The 20,664-nt window shown below is 74.8% G+C and carries 14 protein-coding genes and 1 pseudogene; 11 read left to right on the top strand and 4 right to left on the bottom strand.

The features are described 5' to 3' along the window. Positions 1-74: 74 nt before the first annotated feature. Positions 75-752 carry a potassium channel family protein gene (locus tag ACFFHU_RS05820; RefSeq protein ID WP_377337250.1) on the bottom strand — a complete coding sequence of 226 codons (678 nt, stop codon included), beginning with the start codon at positions 750-752 and terminating at the stop codon, positions 75-77. After that, the gene (locus ACFFHU_RS05815; RefSeq protein WP_377336481.1) at positions 749-1,414 is read right to left on the bottom strand and encodes a potassium channel family protein; all 666 of its coding nucleotides are present in this window, start codon (positions 1,412-1,414) and stop codon (positions 749-751) included. The genes ACFFHU_RS05820 and ACFFHU_RS05815 overlap by 4 nt, the downstream gene beginning before the upstream one ends. Positions 1,415-1,696: 282 nt before the next feature. On the opposite strand from ACFFHU_RS05815, the pseudogene ACFFHU_RS05810 reads away from it, so the two are divergent. The 4 genes and pseudogenes from ACFFHU_RS05810 to dxs form a co-directional block, all read left to right on the top strand. Beyond that, positions 1,697-3,676: pseudogene (locus tag ACFFHU_RS05810) on the top strand (APC family permease); the annotation flags it as partial. A 218-nt stretch (positions 3,677-3,894) separates the two neighbouring features. Then, a complete protein-coding gene (locus tag ACFFHU_RS05805) occupies positions 3,895-5,112 on the top strand; it encodes a class I SAM-dependent RNA methyltransferase (protein WP_377336479.1) in 1,218 nt (405 codons plus the stop codon). Then, positions 5,085-6,383, top strand: a complete 1,299-nt coding sequence (locus tag ACFFHU_RS05800; RefSeq protein ID WP_377336477.1) for an anhydro-N-acetylmuramic acid kinase — start codon at positions 5,085-5,087, stop codon at positions 6,381-6,383. The genes ACFFHU_RS05805 and ACFFHU_RS05800 overlap by 28 nt, the downstream gene beginning before the upstream one ends. A 179-nt stretch (positions 6,384-6,562) precedes the next feature. Then, on the top strand, positions 6,563-8,560 hold the full coding sequence (dxs, locus tag ACFFHU_RS05795) for a 1-deoxy-D-xylulose-5-phosphate synthase (protein ID WP_377336475.1): 1,998 nt from the start codon (positions 6,563-6,565) through the stop codon (positions 8,558-8,560). A gap of 133 nt (positions 8,561-8,693) precedes the next feature. On the opposite strand, the gene ACFFHU_RS05790 is transcribed toward dxs, so the two are convergent. Beyond that, positions 8,694-9,869 (bottom strand): hypothetical protein, encoded by a 1,176-nt coding sequence (locus ACFFHU_RS05790; RefSeq protein WP_377336473.1) that lies wholly within the window; start codon positions 9,867-9,869, stop codon positions 8,694-8,696. A 507-nt stretch (positions 9,870-10,376) separates the two neighbouring features. Here ACFFHU_RS05790 and ACFFHU_RS05785 point away from each other — a divergent pair. The 3 genes from ACFFHU_RS05785 (at position 10,377) to ACFFHU_RS05775 (ending at position 14,596) form a co-directional block, all read left to right on the top strand. After that, on the top strand, positions 10,377-12,194 hold the full coding sequence (locus tag ACFFHU_RS05785; RefSeq protein ID WP_377337249.1) for a DUF6311 domain-containing protein: 1,818 nt from the start codon (positions 10,377-10,379) through the stop codon (positions 12,192-12,194). A 209-nt stretch (positions 12,195-12,403) separates the two neighbouring features. Continuing rightward, the gene (locus ACFFHU_RS05780; RefSeq protein ID WP_377336471.1) at positions 12,404-14,098 is read left to right on the top strand and encodes a DUF6311 domain-containing protein; all 1,695 of its coding nucleotides are present in this window, start codon (positions 12,404-12,406) and stop codon (positions 14,096-14,098) included. Positions 14,099-14,215: 117 nt separating this feature from the next. Then, positions 14,216-14,596: a YciI family protein gene (locus tag ACFFHU_RS05775; RefSeq protein ID WP_377336469.1), complete on the top strand. Its 381-nt coding sequence runs from the start codon at positions 14,216-14,218 to the stop codon at positions 14,594-14,596. A gap of 48 nt (positions 14,597-14,644) precedes the next feature. Here the strand turns inward: ACFFHU_RS05775 and ACFFHU_RS05770 are convergent, their stop codons facing one another. After that, entirely contained in the window at positions 14,645-16,540 is a 1,896-nt protein-coding gene (locus tag ACFFHU_RS05770) for a DUF6311 domain-containing protein (protein WP_377336467.1), read from the bottom strand. An 89-nt stretch (positions 16,541-16,629) separates the two neighbouring features. On the opposite strand from ACFFHU_RS05770, the gene ACFFHU_RS05765 reads away from it, so the two are divergent. From ACFFHU_RS05765 to ACFFHU_RS05750, 4 genes are all read left to right on the top strand, one after another. After that, complete coding sequence (locus ACFFHU_RS05765) at positions 16,630-17,928, top strand: outer membrane protein assembly factor BamB family protein (protein WP_377336465.1); 1,299 nt, start codon at positions 16,630-16,632, stop codon at positions 17,926-17,928. A gap of 121 nt (positions 17,929-18,049) precedes the next feature. Then, positions 18,050-18,733, top strand: coding sequence for a response regulator transcription factor (locus tag ACFFHU_RS05760; protein ID WP_377336463.1), 684 nt, complete (start codon positions 18,050-18,052; stop codon positions 18,731-18,733). Between the two features lie 140 nt (positions 18,734-18,873). Continuing rightward, a complete protein-coding gene (locus ACFFHU_RS05755; RefSeq protein WP_377337248.1) occupies positions 18,874-20,022 on the top strand; it encodes a sensor histidine kinase in 1,149 nt (382 codons plus the stop codon). A 203-nt stretch (positions 20,023-20,225) separates the two neighbouring features. Beyond that, on the top strand, positions 20,226-20,624 hold the full coding sequence (locus ACFFHU_RS05750) for a VOC family protein (protein ID WP_377336461.1): 399 nt from the start codon (positions 20,226-20,228) through the stop codon (positions 20,622-20,624). Positions 20,625-20,664 lie beyond the last annotated feature (40 nt).

Below are 20,664 nucleotides of genomic sequence, written 5' to 3'. Positions count from 1 at the left end.
TGACCGCCCAGAGTGGGCAGGGTCGGCGAACCCCCACCAGGACCGGCGAACCCGCCCCAACGGTGAGCAGGCGATCAGCGCTCAGCCGCGGCGCCGAGGATGACGGCCCGTACCTCGTCCTCCACCTCGGCCGTGCACACGAAGATCAGCTCGTCGCCGGCCTCCAGCGGGTCGTCCGGGGAGGGCGCCAGGACCCGCTTGCCGCGCAGGATCGTCACCAGGACCGAGTCGCGGGGCAGCGGGACGGACCGGACCGGCTCGCCCACGTACGGCGCGGTGGGCGGCAGCGTGATCTCGACGAGGTTGGCCTGGCCCTGCCGGAAGGTCATCAGCCGGACCAGGTCGCCCACCGTGACCGCCTCCTCGACCAGCGCGGCCATCACCCGGGGCTTGCTCACGGCCACGTCCACCCCCCACTGGTCGGTGAACAGCCACTCGTTTTCCGCCCGGTTGACCCGGGCCACCACCCGGCCGACCGCGAACTCGGTCTTGGCCAGCAGCGAGACCACCAGGTTGACCTTGTCGTCACCGGTCGCGGCCACCACCACGTCGCAGCCGGCGACGTCGGCCTCCTCGAGGCTGGCCAGCTCGCAGGCGTCGGCCAGCACCCAGTCGGCGTCCGGCACCCGCTCGGGGCGCATCATCTTGGGCTGCCGGTCGATGAGCATCACCTGGTGCCCGTTCTCGATCAGCTCCTGGGCGATCGACCGCCCCACGTTGCCGGCGCCGGCGATGGCGATCCGCATGGTCAGTGCCCTCCCTCGGGCGAGGTGCCCGCCGCGGCGGTGACCGCCGGCGCGATGTCGTCGGTCACCAGCATGAAGAGCTGGTCACCCTCCTGGATCACCGCGGACGCGGTGGGCAGCGTGCCGATGCCGAACCGGATCACGTACGCCGCGCGGGCGCCGGCGGCCTCCTCCAGGGCGCTCAGCCGGCGGCCGACCCAGTCCTTGTGCAGCGGCACCTCGATGATCGAGACCGTGCTGGTCGGGTCCCGGAAGATCTCCACGTCGCCCTCCGGCACCAGGTGCCGGACCATCCGGTCGGCGGTCCAGCGCACGGTGGCCACGGTGGGGATGCCGAGCCGCTCATAGACCTGCGCCCGGCGCTGGTCGTAGATCCGGGCCGCCACCCGGGACACCCCGAAGGTCTCCCGGGCCAGCCGGGCGGAGATGATGTTGGAGTTGTCGCCGCTGGACACGGCGGCGAACGCGTCGGCCCGCTCGATCCCGGCCTCCCGGAGCACATCCCGGTCGAAGCCGATGCCGGTGACCGTGATCCCGCCGAAGTCGGGGCCCAGCCGGCGGAACGCGTCGGAGTCCTGGTCGATGACCGCCACCGAGTGCCCGCGGGCCTCCAGGCTGTGCGCCAGGGTGGAACCCACCCGCCCACACCCCATGATCACGATATGCACGGCGATTCCTCCCGGACCGACCACCGACCCCGCCCGGGACCGGTTGGCACACGCTCAGCGTGCCATGGCGGACGACCCGCCCGGGCGGGACGTTACCGCTCCGCCGTCCGGGCCGCCGTCCGAGGTCCGGGTTGACGTCGACCGCCGGGCCGGCGTCCCGCCCTTCGGCCCGGCAGGACGGCGGGGGCACGGGCGGCCGCGCACCGTACCGTGTCGGTGGCCACAGCAATCGATCCACCTCCCGGCGGCGGATGATCGCGACCCGCCGTACGCTTGACGGCTGTGGCCCGACCCACCTCTCTGATGAAGCGCCTGCTGCTCGGCCGCCCGTTCCGGTCGGACCGGCTGCAGCACACGCTGCTGAGCAAGCGCATCGCGCTGCCGGTCTTCGCCTCGGACGCGCTCTCCAGCGTGGCGTACGCGCCGGACGAGATCCTGCTGACGCTCTCCATCGCGGGCGCCTCGGCGTTCGTCTTCTCGCCCTGGGTCGCGCTCGCCGTGGTCGTGGTCATGCTCACGGTGGTGGCCAGCTATCGGCAGAACGTGCACGCCTACCCGTCCGGCGGCGGCGACTACGAGGTGGCCACGGTCAACCTCGGCTCCCGGTTCGGGGTGGGGGTGGCCAGCGCGCTGATGGTCGACTACATCCTCACGGTGGCCGTGTCGACCAGTTCCGGGGTGGCCAACCTGGGCTCGGTGGTCCCGTGGGTGGCGCAGCACAAGGTGGGGGTGGCGCTCGCCGCGGTGGCCCTGCTCACCGCGGCGAACCTGCGTGGCCTGCGGGAGTCTGGCACGGCCTTCGCCATCCCCACGTACGGCTTCATGATCGTCATCCTCAGCATGATCGCCACCGGCCTGATCCGGATCTTCATCCTGGGCGACCACCTGCGGGCGCCGAGCGCGGGCCTGGAGATCCACGCCGAGCACAGCGTCACCGGCTTCGCGCTGGTCTTCCTGCTGCTGCGCACGTTCTCCTCCGGCTGCGCGGCGCTCACCGGGGTGGAGGCCATCTCCAATGGCGTACCAGCGTTCAAGCCGCCGAAGAGCCGCAACGCCGCCACCACCCTGCTGCTGCTCGGCGTGGTGGCGATCAGCATGCTGGTCGGGATCGTCACGCTGGCCCGGCTGACCAGGCTGCAGTTCGTGGAGAGCGGCGCGCAGATCGTCAACGGGCCGGCCGACTACGTGCAGAAGACCGTCACCACCCAGCTCGGCGAGACCGTCTTCGGCTCGGGCTCGATCCTGCTGTACGTGGTGGCCGGGATGACCGCGCTGATCCTGTTCCTGGCCGCCAACACGGCGTTCAACGGCTTCCCGGTGCTCGGGTCGATCCTCGCCCAGGACCGCTACCTGCCCCGGCAGCTGCACACCCGCGGCGACCGGTTGGCGTTCTCCAACGGCATCGTCCTGCTGGCGGTCTTCGCGGGCGTGCTCATCGTGGCGTACCAGGCCCAGGTGACCCGGCTGGTGAACCTTTACATCGTCGGCGTCTTCGTCTCGTTCACGCTGTCCCAGGCCGGCATGATCCGGCACTGGAACCGGCTGCTGCGCACCGAGCGGGACCCGGCGACCCGGCACCGGATGATCCGTTCCCGGGCCATCAACGCGTTCGGCATGGTGCTCACCGGGATCGTGCTGATCATCGTGCTGATCACCAAGTTCGCGCTGGGCGCCTGGATCGCCATCGTGGCCATGGCCTGCGCGTACGGGCTGATGCTGGCCATCCGCAAGCACTACGACACGGTGGCCCGCGAGCTCACCCCCACCGACGAGGGGCGGCCGGTGCTGCCGGCCCGCAACCACGCCGTGGTGCTGGTGAGCAAGGTGCACCAGCCGACCCTGCGGGCCCTCGCGTACGCCAAGGCCACCCGGCCGGACACGCTCACCGCGGTCACCGTCAACGTCGACGAGAAGGACACCCGGGCGATCCAGGCCGAGTGGGAGCGCCGGGAGATCACCGTGCCGCTCACCGTGGTCGATTCGCCGTACCGGGAGATCACCCGGCCCATCCTGGACTTTGTGGCGTCGGCCCGCCGCGAGTCGCCGCGCGACGTGGTCACGGTCTTCATTCCCGAGTACGTCGTGGGCCACTGGTGGGAGAACCTGCTGCACAACCAGAGCGCCCTGCGGCTGAAGACCCGGCTGCTGTTCGAGCCGGGCGTGATGGTCACCAGCGTCCCGTGGCAGCTGGAGTCGAGCGCGGCCCGCAACCTGGACCGGCTGGACGCCACACTCACCCGGGGACCGGCCCGGGGGCCCCGCGGCGCCATGCTGGGCGGCCTGTTGGCCCCGTCGCCCGCAACGGGCATGGAACCGGCCGAGGCCACGGCCGCGAAGGGCGCCGAGCCCACCGCGACGAGGGGCGCCGGGCGCACCGACACGAGGGGCGCCGGCGGCGTCGCCACCAAGGACGCGGAGGGGGCCGCCACGAGCGGCGCCGAAGGCTCCGCGCCGACCGGCCGGAAGGGCGGCGAACCGCGGTGACGGTGGAGGAGGCGGAGCGGATCGAGGTGACCGTCGGCGCGCCCGCGCACGGCGGGCACTGCGTGGCCCGGCACGAGGGGCAGGTGGTGTTCGTCCGGCACGCCCTGCCGGGCGAGCGGGTGATCGCCGAGGTGACCGAGACGCACCGCGGGTTCGCCCGGGCCGACGCGGTCGAGGTGCTCGAGGCGGCCGCCGAGCGGGTGGAGCCGCCCTGCCCGTACGCCCGTCCGGGGCGCTGCGGCGGCTGTGACCTGCAGCATGTGGCGCCGGACGCGCAGCGGGAATGGAAGTCCACGGTGCTCCGCGAGCAGCTGGAGCGGCTGGGCGGTCTCGAACCGACCGAGCTGGCCGCCCTCGACCTCACGGTCCGGGCGCTGCCGGGCGGCCCGCTGGGCTGGCGGTCCCGGGTGCGCTACGCGGTCGACGCCGCGGACCGGGCCGGGCTGCGCAAGCACCGCTCGCACGAGGTCGTGCCGATCGACCGCTGCCTGATCGCGCACCCGACCCTGCAGGAGCTGCCGGTGCTGGCGTCCTCGGGCCGGCGGTGGCCGGACGCCGACGAGGTGACCACGGTGGTCAGCAGCGGCGGCGACGTCGCGGTACGGGAGCTGGGCCGGGGCGGGACCCGCACGGTCGACGGGCCGGAGACCGTCGCCGAAACGGCGGCCGGGCGGGACTGGCGGCTGCCCGCCGACGCCTTCTGGCAGGTCCACCCGGCCGCCGCCGACACGCTCACGACCGCGGTGCTGGAGCTGCTGCGGCCGGCCCCCGGCGAGACGGCGTGGGACCTGTACGGCGGCGTCGGCCTGTTCGCGGGCGCCCTCGCCGGTCCGCTCGCCGACGGCGGCCGGGTGACGGTGGTGGAGGCGGACCCGGAGCTCGTGGCCGCGGCCCGGGCAAACCTGGCGGACCTGGCCGGCGTCGAGGTGGTGCAGGCGCCGGTCGAGCGCGCGCTGCGGCGCCGCCGGATCGCCGGCCCGGTGGACCTGGTGGTGCTGGATCCGCCGCGGTCCGGCGCCGGCCGGGAGGTCACCGAGGCCGTGGCCGGGTCCGGCGCCCGGGCCGTGGCCTACGTGGCCTGCGACCCGGCCGCCTTTGCCCGGGACGTGCGGACGTTTCGGGCGGGCGGCTGGCGACTGGCCGAGATACGCGGCTTCGACCTGTTCCCGATGACCCAGCACCTCGAGTGCGTGGGCCTGCTGCTGCCGGGCTGAGCCGGGTGCGCATCGTCTCGCTGATGTCCGGCACGTCGTACGACGGCATCGACGTGGCGGTGGCGGACTGGGAGCTGGCCGGCGACACGCTCCGGCTGCGCCCGGTGGGCGAGCGGAGCCTGCCGTACCCGGCGGACGTGCCGGCGGCGATCGCGGCCCTGCTGCCGCCCGCGGCCACCACCATCGAGGCGGTCTGCCGGCTGGACACCCGGCTGGGCCAGGTGTTCGCCGATGCGGCCGCGAGCGGCCTGGAGATCGCCGGCGGCCGGGCGGACCTGGTGGTGTCGCCGGGGCAGACGGTGTTCCACTGGATCGACGGCGGCCGGGCCGCCGGAACGCTCCAGCTGGGGGAGCCGGCCTGGATCGCCCGCCGCACCGGGCTGCCGGTACTGTCCAACCTGCGGTCCGCGGACATCGCCGCCGGTGGCCAGGGCGCGCCGCTGGTGCCGGCCTTCGACGCCCTGCTGCTCGCCGGCGCCGGCCCTGAGCTGCCGGCCGGCCGGCCGGCCCGGGAGGCCGTGCCGAGGGGGGTCGCTGAGCCGGCCGCGCGGGCGGTCCTGTCCAGGGACGACGGCGGGCCGGCGGCGCGGGCGGCGCTGAATCTCGGCGGCATCGCCAATCTCACCGTGGTCGCGCCGCCAGCGCCGGTTCTCGGGTACGACATCGGGCCCGCCAACGCCCTCATCGATGTGGCCGCCCGGCGCTGCGGCCTGCCGTACGACGTCGACGGCGCCCGCGCGGCCGCCGGCCGGGTCCAGCCGGAGCTGCTGGCGCTGCTGCTGGCCGAGCCCTACTATGCGGCGTCGCCGCCCAAGTCGACGGGCAAGGAACTGTTCTCGGCCCGCTACCTGGACGACCGGCTGGCCGAACTCGGCAAACCGGTCAACCGGGACGACCTGGTGGCAACGGTGACCGAACTCACCGCCCGGATCGTGGCGGCCGCCTGCGGCCGGCACGGCGTGGTCGAGGTCCTGGCCGCGGGCGGCGGCGTGCGGAACCCGGTCCTGATGGCCCGGCTGGCGGCGCTGGGGGCCGGCCGCTGGCGGCTGGCCCGCACCGAGGAGCTGGGGATCCCGGCGCAGGCCCGGGAGGCGTACGCGTTCGGCCTGCTGGGCTGGCTGTCCTGGCACCACCTGCCCGGGGCGCTGCCGTCGGTCACCGGCGCCCGCGAGGCCGCCGTGCTGGGCAGCTGGACCCCCGGAACGGCGGTGGCGGCGGACCGGCCGGCGCCGGGGGTGACCCGTCCGCCGCGGCGGCTGCTCGTCGGCTGAGCCGGCGCCGGGCCGGCCGGCGCCGGGCCGCCGCGCCCCCCTTCGTGGGCGTGCCCGCGGGGGCGGCTCGTGGGCGTGCCGGCGGGGGCGGCGCGCATGATAGGCCCGCGGTCCTCGGCCTGCCGGGCGAACGGCGGCCCGAGCTGCGCCCTGGGCGACGGCCGATAGACTTCCCCGTCATGAGTGATGTAGAGGATTCGGCCACCGGCGCCGAGCTGCTCGGCTCGGTCCGGGGACCCCGGGACGTCAAGCGGATGTCCGCCGAGCAGCTGGCGGTCCTCTCCGCCGAGATCCGGGACTTCCTCGTGGCGAAGGTGTCCCGCACCGGCGGTCACCTCGGCCCCAACCTCGGCGTGGTGGAGCTGACCCTGGCGCTGCACCGGGTCTTCGACTCGCCCAGGGACCGCTTCCTGTTCGACACCGGACACCAGGCGTACGTGCACAAGATGGTGACGGGCCGGCAGGAGGCCTTCGACCGGCTCCGCCAGCGCGGCGGCCTGTCCGGCTATCCCAACCAGGCCGAGAGCGAGCACGACCTCATCGAGAACTGCCACGCCTCGACCGCGCTCTCCTACGCGGACGGCCTGGCCAAGGCGTACGCGCTGCGGGGCGAGCAGCGCAGCGTGGTGGCCGTGGTGGGCGACGGCGCGCTCACCGGCGGCATGTGCTGGGAGGCGCTCAACAACATCGCCACCGCCGGCAACCCGCTGGTCATCGTCGTGAACGACAACGGCCGGTCGTACGCGCCGACCATCGGCGGCCTGGCCGACCACCTCTCCTCGCTGCGGCTCAACCCGGGCTACGAGAAGGTGCTGGACGCGGTCAAGGACGCCCTCGGCTCCACCCCACTGGTCGGCCGCCCGATGTATGAGGTGCTGCACGCGGTCAAGAAGGGGATCAAGGACGCGGTCGCGCCGCAGGCGATGTTCGAGGACCTCGGCATCAAGTACGTGGGCCCGGTGGACGGGCACGACATCGCCGCGCTGGAGTCGGCGCTGCGCGCCGCCAAGAACTTCGGCGGTCCGGTGATCGTGCACGCGGTGACCCGGAAGGGCTACGGCTACCGGCCGGCCGAGGAGGACGAGGCGGACTGCCTGCACAGCCCGGGCAGCGCGTTCGACGTGGAGACCGGCAAGCTGCTGGCGGCGCCCTCGGTGAAGTGGACCCATGTGTTCCGGGACGAGCTGATCGCGCTCGCCGACGAGCGGCCGGACGTGGTGGCCATCACGGCGGCCATGGGCGAGCCGACCGGCGTGGCGGCGCTGGCCCGCCGGCACCCCAACCGGGTGTACGACGTGGGCATCGCCGAGCAGCACGCGGTCACCTCGGCCGCCGGCCTCGCGCTGGGCGGGATGCACCCGGTGGTGGCGCTGTACGCCACCTTCCTGAACCGCGCCTTCGACCAGGTGCTGATGGACGTGGCGCTGCACCGGCTGCCGGTCACGTTCGTGCTGGACCGGGCCGGCGTCACCGGTCCCGACGGGCCCAGCCACTACGGCATCTGGGACATGTCGATCCTCGGCGTCGTGCCGGGGCTGCGGATGGCGGCGCCGCGGGACGCCGCCACGCTGCGCGAGGAGTTGCGCGAGGCGGTTGCCGTCGACGACGGACCGACCGTGGTCCGCTTCCCGACCGGCTCGGTGGCCGCCGACCTGCCGGCCGTGCGCCGGATAGGCGGCCCGGAGGCGACCGGGCCCGGCGGCGCCGTCGACGTGCTGGCCGAGTCGGAGCGTACGGACGTGCTGCTGGTCGCGGTGGGCGCGTTCGGCCAGCTCGGCGTGGAGGTGGCCAACCGGGTGGCCGAGCACGGCTACGGGGTCACCGTGGTGGACCCGCGCTGGGTCCGTCCGGTGCCGACCGAGCTGGTGAAGCTGGCCGAGCGGCACCGGCTCGTGGTGACCGTCGAGGACGGCGTACGGGCCGGCGGCATCGGGGACGCGCTGGCCACCGCGCTGCGCGACGCCGATGTGCGGGTTCCGCTGCGCGACCTCGGTGTGCCGGTGGGCTGGCACGAGTTCGGCACCCGGGCGCAGATCCTGGCCGACCTGCGGTTGACCGCCCAGGACGTGGCCCGGGACATCACCGGCTGGGTGTCGCTGCTGGAGGAGCCGATCGAGCCGGTCCGGATGGGCAACGGCGCCGAGCGCGCCGCCAAGGGTCGCGCCGCGCGGAACTGACCGCCATCCGCGGCGTCGTCCGGCACCGGGCCGGGCGGCGCCGCGCGGCTTTCCGCCGGCCCGCTGCCCGACCGCCTTCTCCGGCCGTGGCCCGGCGACGAGCGCCGCCGGCGGTCCGACCGCCGCGGACCGGCTATCCGCCGACCGACCGGTAGTAGGTCTTGTCCGGGGTGACCAGGCTGTACGTCTGCTCGCCCGCCGGCTTGGCGACCACCACGAGGCCCGGCCGGTCGACCAGGCGGGCGGCCGTCTCGCTCGGCACCGAGACCGAGCTGTCCGGCGCGGCCCGCCAGACCAGCGCCACGTACGTCCTGCCGCCGACCTCGAACTCGTAGCTCTGCAGCGGGTTGAACCGGTCCGCCGCCGAGAAGCTGGGCGGCCCGGTCGGCGGCCGGAGGACCACCGCGGTCATCACGCCGGAGTCGGTCCGCCAGCTGAGCTGGTCCAGCTCGGCGCTCGGGTTGGAGCCCAACGTCACGTCACCCAGGGAGCGGCTGGCGAGCCGGTCGATCGGCCACGAGGCCGGCATGGACGCGGCCTCCTCCCGGCCGGCGATGCGGCGTTCCACGCTCCCGAAGGGGCCCTCCCGGGTGCCCAACGAGCAGGTGTCGAGCCCCTTCAACGCCGCGCGGGCGGTGTCGGAGTCGTCGCCCACCAGCGGGTACCGCGGCGCCGCGATGCCGGCGCCCAGGTCGATCATGCGGTCCGCGGCCTTGCCCTGCGGCAGCGAATCGGTGGCCCGCAGCGCGGCCGTGAGGGCGGCCGGCGCGCACGCCGGCACGGTCACCGGCGCGCTGAGGCCGTCGCTCACCGAGACGTCGCCGGCCGGACCGGCGAGCCGGGTCACCCGGGTCGAGGTGAGGTAGTGCCGGCCACTGGCCAGCGGCACCGGCAGCACGTCGGAATAGACCAGGTAGCCCGGGTCGGGATATTCCACGGCGCGGTCGACGGTGAAGTCGGAGTCGCGCGCGGAGAGCTGCACCAGCCACGAGGCGCCGTTGCCCGGCACGGCGGCGGCCACCAGCGCCAACCGGGCGCCGTCGGCCGTACCCAGCCAGAGGATGCCGGAGGCCGGCAGGTAGGCGCCGTCGCCGGCGGGGGACCGCCAGGCCGCGACGGCCCGGCTCACGGCCGCGACGGCCGCCCGGTCTCCGGCCAGACCGCCACGGGCGGGCCAGACCGGCAGCGTGCCGTCCAGCGTGTCGAACCCGGCCCGCAGCACGGTCGCGGGCGCCGCGGGCGCCGCCGCACAACCGCCGGCCAGGAGCCCGAGGGCCAGCGCCGCGGCCGGCACGGCCCAGGGCCGCATCCGACAGCCTCTCACCGGCACCCCCGATCATCGACACGGCCAGAAGCCACATCGTACGCAATTCCCGACCGGCCTCCGTGCTCCCCTCGGTAAGCTCGGCCCATGGTGGACGCCTGCCCGAGCGGCGGCCCGGTGTCCGTTCGGACCGGGCCGTTCGACGCGCACTCCTGCGCCGGATCTGTCCGTGTGCTCCGGTAGACTCCGCCGACTGTGACTCCAGCCGAGCCCCGCCTCGACACCCCGCCGGACCCGGAGGAGACCGGGGACTCGCGGCACGCGACGCGCGGCGCGGTCACCGACGAGGCCGCCGACCCGCGCCGGAACGGATCGACCGGCAGCGACCCGGGTGCGAGCCCGGCCGGCGCCGGGCAGGCCACCGGCGCGGCCCCGGCGGCCGCCGGGCGCCCCGACGGCGCGGGGGCTCCGGCCGGCGCCGGTCGGGCGGAGGGCGCGGCCCCGGCCGAGGCCGAGCGCGCGGGTGCGGGGCCCGATGCGGAGGGCGGAGGCGTGCGGCGGAACGGCGGCGGTGAGCGGGACGGTGCCACCGGCACCGCCCCGACGGCCGCGGCCCGGACCCGCCGGTGGCGCTGGCCGACCTGGCGGCGCGACCTCGCCATCCTCGGGATCTACCTGCTCGTCGGCGTCTGGGTCACCGGGCAGATCTGGCTCAACCCCGCCCGCCGGGTGGCGCCGCTCTACAGCGGCGACCCGGCGCAGGTGCAGTTCTTCCTCTCCCACTCGGTCCGGGTGGTGCTGCACGGCGAGTTTCCGTTCTTCACCGACCGGCTGAACTACCCGGACGGCGTCAACCTGATGGCCAACACCGCCATCCTCGGGCTCGGCATCCCGATGGTGCCGGTGACGCTGCTCTTCGGGCCGGCCGTGTCGTTCGTGGTGCTGGTGACGCTCGGCCTGGCCGGCACGGCGTACGCCTGGTATTACATCCTGTCCCGGCACGTGGTGCGGGTGCCGCTCGCGGCGGCGCTGGGCGGCTGGTTCCTCGGCTTCTCACCGGCCATGCTGTCGCACGCCAACTGGCATCCGAACATCATCAGTCAGTTCCTCCTGCCGTTCATCGTCTGGCGGGTCATCACCCTGACCCGGTCCCGGCGGCCGGTCCGGGACGGCCTGGTCCTCGGCCTGCTCGTGACCTATCAGGCGTTCATCAACGAGGAGATCCTGCTGTTCACGGCGCTGGCCTGCCTGGTCTTCCTGGCGGCCGTGCTGGTGCAGGAGCCGGCCCGGTGGCGGGCGGCCTGGCGACCGCTGGCCGTCGGGCTGGCGGTCTGCGGCGTGCTCGCGGTGGCGCTGCTGGCGTACCCGCTGCGCATCCAGTTCGCGGGCCCGCAGGCGTACCACGGCCTCAGCGACGCGGTGCAGAACTACGGCAACGACCTGGCGGCGTTCGTCAACCCCGGGTCGGCCACCCTGGGCGGCAACGAGCGGGGCAACGCCAACCTGGCCCCGAACTACTCGGAGGAGAACGCGTTCTTCGGCTGGGGGCTGCTGCTCGTCACCGTCGCCATCGTGGTGTGGCTGCGCCGCGACCGGATCGTCCGGGCGCTCGCGGCAACCGGCCTGATCTTCGCGGTGCTGTCGCTCGGCGAGCGGGTCTCGTACTGGCACCGGGGTTCGGTGTGGGGGCCGTGGGACGTGCTGGTCCGCGCGCCGCTGCTGGACGCCGTGGTGCCTACCCGGTTCGGCCTCATCACGACGGTCACCATCGGGGTGCTGCTGGCCAAGGCGGTCGAACGGGCCCAGACCCTGCAGACCGGTGACCGGCGCGCCGTCCGCGGCGTCACGGCCGCGGCGCTGGCCATCGCGCTGGTGCCGATCCTGCCCATCCCGCTGGTCGAGACGGCCCGGCCGGCGGTGCCGCGCTTCATCACGTCCGGTCAGTGGAAGCCGTACGTGGCGGCCGACCAGACCCTGGTCCCCATCCCGGTGCCCGGCATGGGGCACACCAACGGGATGCGCTGGGCCGCCGCGGCCGACCTCGGCTTCAAGATCCCCGGGGGCTACTTCCTCGCCCCGCGCAACGGCAACACGGGCGACCCGGGTCGGTTCGGCGGCCGGCCGAGCGGGGTCGGCGAGCTGCTCGACGACGTGGCCAGCACCGGCCGGAGCGTCCGGCCCGGCGAGCGGCAGCGCCGCCGGGCGCTCGACGAGCTGCGCTACTGGCGGGCCGCGATCCTGGTCCTGCCGGTCAACGAGCACAACGCCGACGCGCTGCGGGCCACCGTGGAGCAGATCGCCGGCCCGGCGCGCCGGCAGTCCGACGTGTGGTTGTGGGACGTGCGGCCGCTGACGGCCCGAGGAACCTGATGTCCGACGCGGGTGGTTCCGCCGGACCCGCCCACTCTGGGCGGTCAGGCTTGATCCCGTCGCGGGCGGGCCCGGCGGAACCACGGGCGTCGACCACCGGGGACGACCCGCGGCGCCGGCCGGGAAGGTGGCTGCCGGGACGGTGGCTGCCGGGGAGCTGGCCGCCGGGGGACCGGTGGCGGCACGGCGGGGCGGTTGACGCGTACGTCGTGCTCGGTTATCTCGTGGCGGGCGTGGCGGTCACGGCCCGGCTGTGGCGGCACCTCGACCGGATGGTGCTGACGGACAACGACCAGATCCTGTTCGAATGGATGCTGGCCCGGGCCGCGCAGGCGGTCCGGCACCTGGACAATCCGCTCTACAGCAGCCACCTGAACGCGCCGGACGGCGTGAATCTGATGGCGAACACGTCGGTGCTCGGCCTGGGAATCCCGCTTGCGCCCCTCACCTGGGCGTTCGGCCCCACCGTCACGCTCCGGCTGATCATCGTGCTGGCCCTGGCCGGCACCGCCGCCGCCTGGTACCTGCTGCTCTCCCGCCGCCTGGTGTCGTCCCGGGGAGCGGCCGCGGTGGGCGGCCTCTTCTGCGGCTTCGCCCCGGGGATGATCTCCCAGGCGACCTGCCACCTGCACATGATCTCGCAGTTCGTGGTGCCCGCGATCATTGCCGTGGCGCTGCCCTCCGCCGACGGCCGGACCGTCCGGCGCGGGCTGCTGCTCGGGCTGCTCGTGGCATACCAGGTCTTCCTCGGCGAGGAGGTGCTGGCCTTCCTGGTGCTGGCCCTCGGGGTGTTCTGCCTGGCCTACCTGGCCGCCCGACCCGGTGCGGTACGCCGGGCCGGGCCGCTGCTGGGCCGGCTGGCAGTGGCGGCGCCCACCGCCGGGGTGCTGCTGGCGTACCCGCTGTGGTTCCAGTTCCGCGGCCCCGGCTCCTACCAGGGCATGCCGTTCAGCACGGCGAACTTCGCGCTCGACGTGGCCTCGTACACCTCCATGTCGCGCCAGGCGATCACCGGCAGCGACGCGGTGCCCGGGCTGCTCTCGCCGAACCTGTCCGAGGAGAGCTCGTTCTTCGGGCTCAGCCTGATCGTGCTGGCCGCCGTCGTCGTGGTGTGGCAGTGGCGCCGGCCGCTGGTGCGGGCCCTCGCGGCCACCGCGGTCGTCTTCGCGGCGCTGTCGCTGGGCACCGAGATCCGATTCGAGCACCGGGACACCGGCATCCCCGGCCCGTACCGGCTGGTGTCCGAGCTGCCGGTGCTGGACCTGGTGGTGCCGTCCCGGCTGGCGCTCATCTGCGTACCGGTCCTGGCCATCCTGCTCGCGATCTCGCTCGACACGGTCTACCGGCTGCCCCGGTTGGCCGGCGGTGGCGCGCTGCCCGTGCGGTTGCTCTGGACCGGTGCGGTGGTGGCCGTGCTGCTGCCGCTGGTGCCGACCCCGCTGCGCAGCAAGCCGGCCTGGCCGGTGCCGGACTTCGTGGCCAGCGGCCAGTGGCGGTCGTACGTGCCGCCCGGCCGCACGCTGGTGGCGGTGCCGCCCACCAGCGGCGGGGAGGCGACCAACGGGATGTACTGGTCGGCCCGTACCGGCCTGGCGTTCACCACCCCGGGCGGCTACTTCATCGGCCCGACCGGTCCGGCCGACCGGCAGGCCCGGTGGGGCGCGCCGGACCGGCCCACGGCCGTGCTGCTGGACCGGGTCGCGTTCACCGGCGACATCCCGGCGGTCGGCCCCGAGCAGCGGGCCGAGGCGGTCGACGACCTGCGCTACTGGCGGGCCGCCGTGGTGGTGCAGGGCGGCCTGACCCGCGGCGCGCCGGTCAAGGAGACCCTGGACCGGCTGCTCGGCCCGGGCCGGTTCATCGCCGGGGCCTGGGTCTGGGACGTCCGTCCGCTGACCGGCTGACCGTCGACCTCGAAATCGTTGCGGGGTTTCCGGGCCGGCGCTGTCGTACTCTCCGGTCACCGTTCGTGGAGTGACTGGAGGCGGCCAGCGGGATCCGCCCGGAGCAGAGGAGCAGTCATGACCCAGTACCTCATCTACTTCAACCAGCAGTGGGTGGGCGACCACACCGAGGAGTGGTTCCGCGGGCGCGGACCGCTCGCCAGGGCGGTCACGGAGGAGATGAAGGCGGCCGGCGTGTACGTCTTCGCCGGCGGGCTGGAGGAGGAGGACGGCCCGATCTACAGCGCCGACCCGACCAGCGGCACCGTGCTGATCACCGACGGGCCCTACGTCGAGACGAAGGAGTTCCTGGGCGGCTTCGCCCTGGTGGACGTGGCCGACGACGAGGCCGCCAAGATGTGGGCCGGCAAGGTCGCGGAGGCCTGCGGCTGGCCGCACGAGGTGCGCCGCTTCAAGCCGCAGCCGCCGGCCCAGCGCCCCGGTCCGCGCGACTCCTAGCAGCGGGATCCGAGACCGGCGCGACGACCCCCACGCGTCCGCCGGCGCTCAGGGCACCTGGGGGCGCACGTCCCAGAGCCAGACGTCGTCGACCCGGCGGCCGGGGCCGAGCAGATCGGTGACCAGCGCGAGCAGGGCGTCGTGCCGGGGCTGCGGACCGAGCACCACCACGGAGGCGCGCCAGTACCGCAGATCCGCGAGCGCCTGGGCGCGCTGCGCCGGGCCGACCGCCGGCACCGGCTGGCCGTCGGCCACCGCGTAGAACAGCGCGGCGGTGGGCCGCGGCGCCACCCCGAAGATCCCCTCGTCGTTCGGCCCCGGGCCGATGAAGTACCCGCCGGGAACCGGGAACTCCTGCTCGGTGAGCGCGCTCCAGCGCAGCGTCGACAGCCCCTGCACGTTGTTCGGCAGCGGGACGGGCACCAGCGAGCGGCCGGCCGGGACGTACGGCCGCCAGCCGCCCGCGGTGATGAAGTGCGGCGGCGGGTCCACCGGCATGGCCGGCAGGGGCCGGGGGACGATCGGCAGCAGGGCCAGCGCCACGGCCGCGTACCCGATCCAGGAAGGCCGGCGGAGCCAGCGGCCGACGCCGCCGGAGCGCGCGGGGTCTGGCGCGCCGTCGGGTTCCGCCGGGTCGTCGGCGCCGGCGTCGGCGGGGGCGGGAGCGGGCGCGGTCCGGCGGGCCCGGTGCACCGCGTCCCAGGCCAGCGCGATCAGCACGCCGACCGCGGCCACCAGCACCAGGCTGAGCCGGGTGGGCATCATCATCTCGACCAGCGGCAGGTCGTCGGAGATGTAGTGCCAGATCCCGTGCACCCCGGTGTCGTGGGCGTTCACCCGCACCTCGGGCCCGAGCGCGGCGATGCCGAACACCACGATCAGCACGCTGGCCACCCGGGCCGGCACCGAGCGCCGCCACAACGCCACCGCGGTCACCAGGGCCAGCAGCACGAGTGGCCAGCCGAGCCAGGTGTTCTGCTCGGTCACCCCGATCGTCTTCTCCACGGCCGGGCTGCCGGCCAGGGTGTCCCGGGAGTAGGTGACGAAGGCCGCCAGGTCCTCGCCCCAGCCGTGGAACACCCCGCCCTGCAGGCCGCGGTACGACTGTGGGCCGGAGAACTGGAACCACAGGGGGTATGCGGTGAGCACCAGCGTGACGGCCCCGGCCGCGGCCGCGCCGAGCCCGAACGGGACCAGCCGGCCCCGCGCCGCGGCCGGCCGGAACACCGCGTACGCGGCCAGGCCAACCGCGCAGGCCAGCGCCGTGAGCAGCAGCATCTCCTCGTTCAGGAAGATCTGGTACGCGACCAGCAGGCCGAGCAGCACGCCGTCCGAGCGCCAGCGGCGGCCCGGGGCGCCCAGCCGGAAGACCTGGGCGACGATCAGCGGCAGCAGGAAGTTCGAGGCGAAGTTCGGCTGCCCGTTGGCGTGGTGGATGACCCCCGGCGCGAAGCCCAGGAAGGCGCCGCCGAGGAACGCGGCCGCCCGGCTGGACACCAGGTCCCGGCGCAGCACCCAGTACGCCGTCCCGGCGGTGCCGGCCAGCGCCAGGCCGAGATAGAGCGCGTACGTCACCTGGGGCCCGAAGAGCATCGTGATCGGCGACAGCGGCAGCGTGACGCCCAGCAGCGAGGTGTTGGCCATCATGTTCACCCCGTCCGGGGCGTTCTGCCGGGCCGAGAAGAGCGGGTTGCTCAGGTGGCGCACCGAGTAGGCGCCGTGCGCGAAGAGCCACTCGAACCAGCTGTGGTCGGTGGGCAGGTGGGACGAGATCCGGTGCTGCACATCCGCCCAGTAACCGGCACAGACGAACACGCCGAGGACGACGTACGCTGCGAAGGCCAGGAGGTCGGCGCGGTCGAGCCGGCGCCGGGACGTCCGGGGGCCGGGCTCGGTGGACCCGGAGTCGGCGTCGGACGGGTTGGCTACGACCGGAACTGGCACGACGCGACATCGTACAGGTGGTACCAGGTCGGGCGGCCGGCGTCCGGGCAACCGGCCGAGGGCCTCCGGACGGCGGACGGCGGTGCCGGATGGCAACGATCGAGCTGGGGGAGCTGACGCCCGACCGGCCGGAGCTGCTGCCGGGCGCCCCGGGCGGTTGGCCGCGCTGGCCGGCCGTGCTCGCGGTGCTGGCGCTGATGGCCGCGCTGGCCGGCTCCGGTCCCGACCCCCGAGGGCTGCCCGGTACCGACGTGGCGGCGCCGGTGGGCGCCCTGGTGGTGTTGGGCGGGGACCGGCTGTTCGTGGCCGACCCGAGCGTCGAGGATCCCAGCCGGCCGCGGACGTCGCGGCTGACGGTGTACCGGCTGCCGGACGGCCGCAAACTGACCGAACAGCCGCTGGCGCTGCCACCCCTCGGGCCGCCGGATCTGGTCGGCCGGGTCGGCGACATGCTGCTGTTCACCTCCTGGCAGTCCGACCCGCAGCAGGTGTTCGCGCTGGACGCAGCCACCGGCGCCCTCCGCTGGCGGCAGCCGGCCCGGCCGGCCGGGATCACCACCGCCGGCCACGTGCTGCTCGCGCCGCCGGGGCCGGCCGAACAGCCGGCGCCGAGCCGGCTGTGGTCGGTGGACGCGGTCACCGGCGCCCAACAGTGGTCGGTGGACCTGCCGGGCGGCACCATGGCCTCGGGCCGGTCGGACCCGCTCACCGAGCGGGTGTCGCTGCTGGTCCACTGGCTGCCCACCGGCCGGCTGGTGCTGCTGGACCCGGACTCGGGGCGGCAGGTCGGCGCGCGTGACGTGCCGCCACCCACCCCGGACGGGGAGCTGTCGGTGGCCGCCGGCCTCGTGCTGGTCGGCACGCCCGACGGCGTGACCACCGCGTACGGCCTGGACGGGCTGGATCGGCGGTGGCGCCGGACCGGCCTCGTCGGCCGGCAGTCGGAGTGGACCGACTGCGCTGGCCTGCTCTGCCTCGCCGACCAGCAGCTCGAGGCGCTGGACCCGGCCACCGGCCTCACCCGGTGGCGCCAGCGGCCCTCGCGGCTGGCCTTCCACAACGGGAACGCCCTACTCGTGGTGGATCAGGACGGGCGGGACCCGACCGGCACCTTTCCGGTGGCCGTGCTCGACCGGGACACCGGACACGTCCGCGCCGAGCTGGGCCGATGGGCCCTGGTGGGTACGTCCGGCGACGGCCGTCGGGTCTACGGGGTGCGGTACGGCCACGACGGGGTGAGCCTCGTCGCCGTGCTGGACCCGATCGGGGCCACCGTGCGGGTGCTCGGCGCGCTGCGGGACCTGGTGGGCAGCTGCCAGGCCCGGTGGGATCTGCTGATCTGCCTCCGCACGGACAGCCGGCTGGGCATCTGGCGGCTGACCGGTTAGCGGCGGCACGGGGATGGGTCGATGTTCGGTCCGCCGGCCCTGGCGGCGGCCCGGCGGCCCTGGCGGTCGTTTGGCCGGCCCGGCTAACTTGGCTGGCAACGGCGTAGGCAGGGAGGCCCGGGTGCGGGTGCTGGTGGTGGAGGACGAGCGGGCCCTCGCGGACGCGATCGGTCGGGGGCTGCGCCGCCAGGGCATGGCGGTGGACGTCGCGTACGACGGGGACGAGGGGCACGAGATGGCCTTCGTCACCCGGTACGACGTGGTGGTGCTGGACCGCGACCTGCCCGGCCGGCACGGCGACGAGATCTGCGCCGACCTGGTCGCCTCGGGCGCGCTCACCCGGGTGCTGATGCTCACCGCCAGCGGCACGGTGGCCGACCGGGTGGAGGGGCTGCGGCTGGGCGCGGACGACTACCTGCCCAAGCCGTTCGCCTTCGACGAGCTGGTGGCCCGGGTGCAGGCGCTTGGCCGGCGGGCCACCCCGCCGGCCCCGCCGGTGCTGGCCGTGGCCGATCTGGTGGTGGATCCGGCCAGGCGGCTGGCCACCCGCGCCGGTACCCCGGTGGACCTCACCCGCAAGGAGTTCGGGGTGCTGGAGGAGCTGCTCAAGGCGCGCGGCGGGGTGGTCTCCACCGAAGAGCTGCTGGAGCGGGTCTGGGACGCGAACGCCGACCCGTTCACCACGACGGTCCGGGTGACCGTGATGACGCTGCGGAAGAAACTGGGGGACCCGCCGTTGATCGAGACGGTGGTGGGCGTCGGGTACCGGGTGCCGGCCGTGGACGCGGACCGGACGCCGGCATGAGGGCGCCGGTGGCGGAGGCCGGTCCGTCCGTCGGCGGCCGCGCCGCGGGGCCGCCCGCCGGCCCGTTCGCGGGCCGGGCCGGCCCCCGGCGGCCCCGACTGCGGCCCACCCTCCGGCTCCGGCTCACGCTGCTGAACGGCATGCTGCTGGTCGGCGCGGGCGCGATCCTGCTGATCCTGGCCTGGGTGCTGCTCGCCGACGCCCTGCACCCGGCCGATCTGCTCCGGCCGGGCACCACGGTGGTGCTGCGGGACGGGCGGCAGCTGGACGCCATCCAGTGGCAGCGGCTGGCGGCCAACACGGCCAGCCGGGAACTGCTGACCAAGGGCCTGGTGGCGCTGCTCGCGGTGAGCATCATCGGGGTGGCCGGGGCGTACGCGGTGGCCGGCCGGTCGCTGCGGCCGCTGCACCAGGTGACCCAGACCGCCCGCCGGCTCGGCGAGGCCACGCTGGACCAGCGGATCCGGTACTCCGGCGCCGACGACGAGGTGGCGGAGCTCGCGGCCACCTTCGACGCCATGCTCGATCGACTGGCCGAGGCGTTCGAGGCGCAGCGGCGGTTCGTGGCCAACGCCTCGCACGAGCTGCGTACGCCGCTGGCGGTGATGCGTACCGAGATCGACGTGACGATGGCCGACGACGAGGCGGACGTGGCGGAGTACCGCCGGATGGCCACCGTGGTGCGGGACGCCTCGGAGCGGGCGAACGGCCTGGTCGACGCGCTGCTCGTGCTGGCCCGCAGCGAGGCCCAGGCGGGCAGCCGGCTGGGCCGGAGGGTGCCCACCGACCTCGCGGCCGGCGCCGGCGCGGCGCTGTCGGCCATGCGGCGCGAGACCGAACGGCTCTCGCTGGAGGTACGGGTGTCGCTGGCGCCGGCCCTGGTGGTGGGGGATCCGGGGCTGCTGGAGCGGCTCGCCGGCAACCTCATCGAGAACGCGGTGCGGTACAACCACGGCCACGGGCGGCTGTGGGTGCGGACCGGCGCGGACGCCGAGCGGGCCTGGCTGGTGGTCGGCAACACCGGGTTCGAGGTCGAGCAGGCGGACGTACCGGGGCTGTTCGAGCCGTTCCGGCGGGGCGGCCGGGAACGGACCGGGGCCCGCGGCTCGGGTCTCGGACTGTCCATCGTGCGGGCCGTCTGCCAGGCGCATGGCGGCACGGTGACCGCCACCGCCCAGCCGGGCGGTGGGCTCGAGGTGACGGTGACGCTGCCGGCCGCCGAGGCCACCCCGGTGGCGACCGGGTCGGCCGCCGCGCCGGCGCGCGGACCCGAGCCCGGCCGCGGCTGAGCGGCTACGCGCTCCGGGCCGCCGCGCGGCCGGGCGAGTCCAAATGATGTTGCGAACCGTCGGGAGGCGTGCGAGGCTTCCGCCGTCAGCCCAGGATGTGGGAGGGAGGTGCGGTCATGTACTCGACATTCGCCGCGCCCCGCCGCATCCGCTGACCTTTCTCCCGCGGGGCGCCTTCGACTCCATGGTGGAGGAAATCTCTCATGACTTCACGAATCGAGAACGTCTGCATCGACTGTGCGGACACGTACGCCCTGGCCGGGTTCTGGGCCGAGGTGCTCGGCTACCCCCGGCACCCCGAGGACTTCCCGGGCGACCCGGAGGCGCTGCTGGTGCCGCCGGACGGTGTCGGTCCGGTCGTCTTCTTCCAGCAGGTTCCGGAGGGCAAGACGGTGAAGAACCGGCTGCACTTCTGCCTGCAGCCGACCGACCGGTCCCGAGACGAGGAGGTCGATCGGCTGCTGGCCCTGGGCGCCAGCATGGCGTACGACCGGCGCAGGCCGGACGGCACGGGCTGGGCGGTGCTCGCCGATCCGGAGGGCAACGAGTTCTGCGTGCTGCGCAGTGCCGCGGAGCGGGCGAAGACGGCCCCGACCGGCTGATCCGGGCCTACGCGAAGGGGTGCCGGGCTCGTGCCCGGCA

The organism is Plantactinospora siamensis, assembly GCF_042434095.1.
Lineage (GTDB): Bacteria > Actinomycetota > Actinomycetes > Mycobacteriales > Micromonosporaceae > KBS50.
This window is presented reverse-complemented; position numbering and strand designations above follow the sequence as displayed.

Bases quoted from the DNA above. Each gene is read 5' to 3' on its own strand.
- dxs (WP_377336475.1), top strand. From the start codon at position 6,563: ATGAGTGATGTAGAGGATTCGGCCACCGGCGCCGAGCTGCTCGGCTCG.
- ACFFHU_RS05790 (WP_377336473.1), bottom strand. From the start codon at position 9,869: ATGCGGCCCTGGGCCGTGCCGGCCGCGGCGCTGGCCCTCGGGCTCCTG.
- ACFFHU_RS05775 (WP_377336469.1), top strand. From the start codon at position 14,216: ATGACCCAGTACCTCATCTACTTCAACCAGCAGTGGGTGGGCGACCAC.
- ACFFHU_RS05765 (WP_377336465.1), top strand. From the start codon at position 16,630: ATGGCAACGATCGAGCTGGGGGAGCTGACGCCCGACCGGCCGGAGCTG.
- ACFFHU_RS05755 (WP_377337248.1), top strand. From the start codon at position 18,874: ATGCTGCTGGTCGGCGCGGGCGCGATCCTGCTGATCCTGGCCTGGGTG.
- ACFFHU_RS05750 (WP_377336461.1), top strand. From the start codon at position 20,226: ATGACTTCACGAATCGAGAACGTCTGCATCGACTGTGCGGACACGTAC.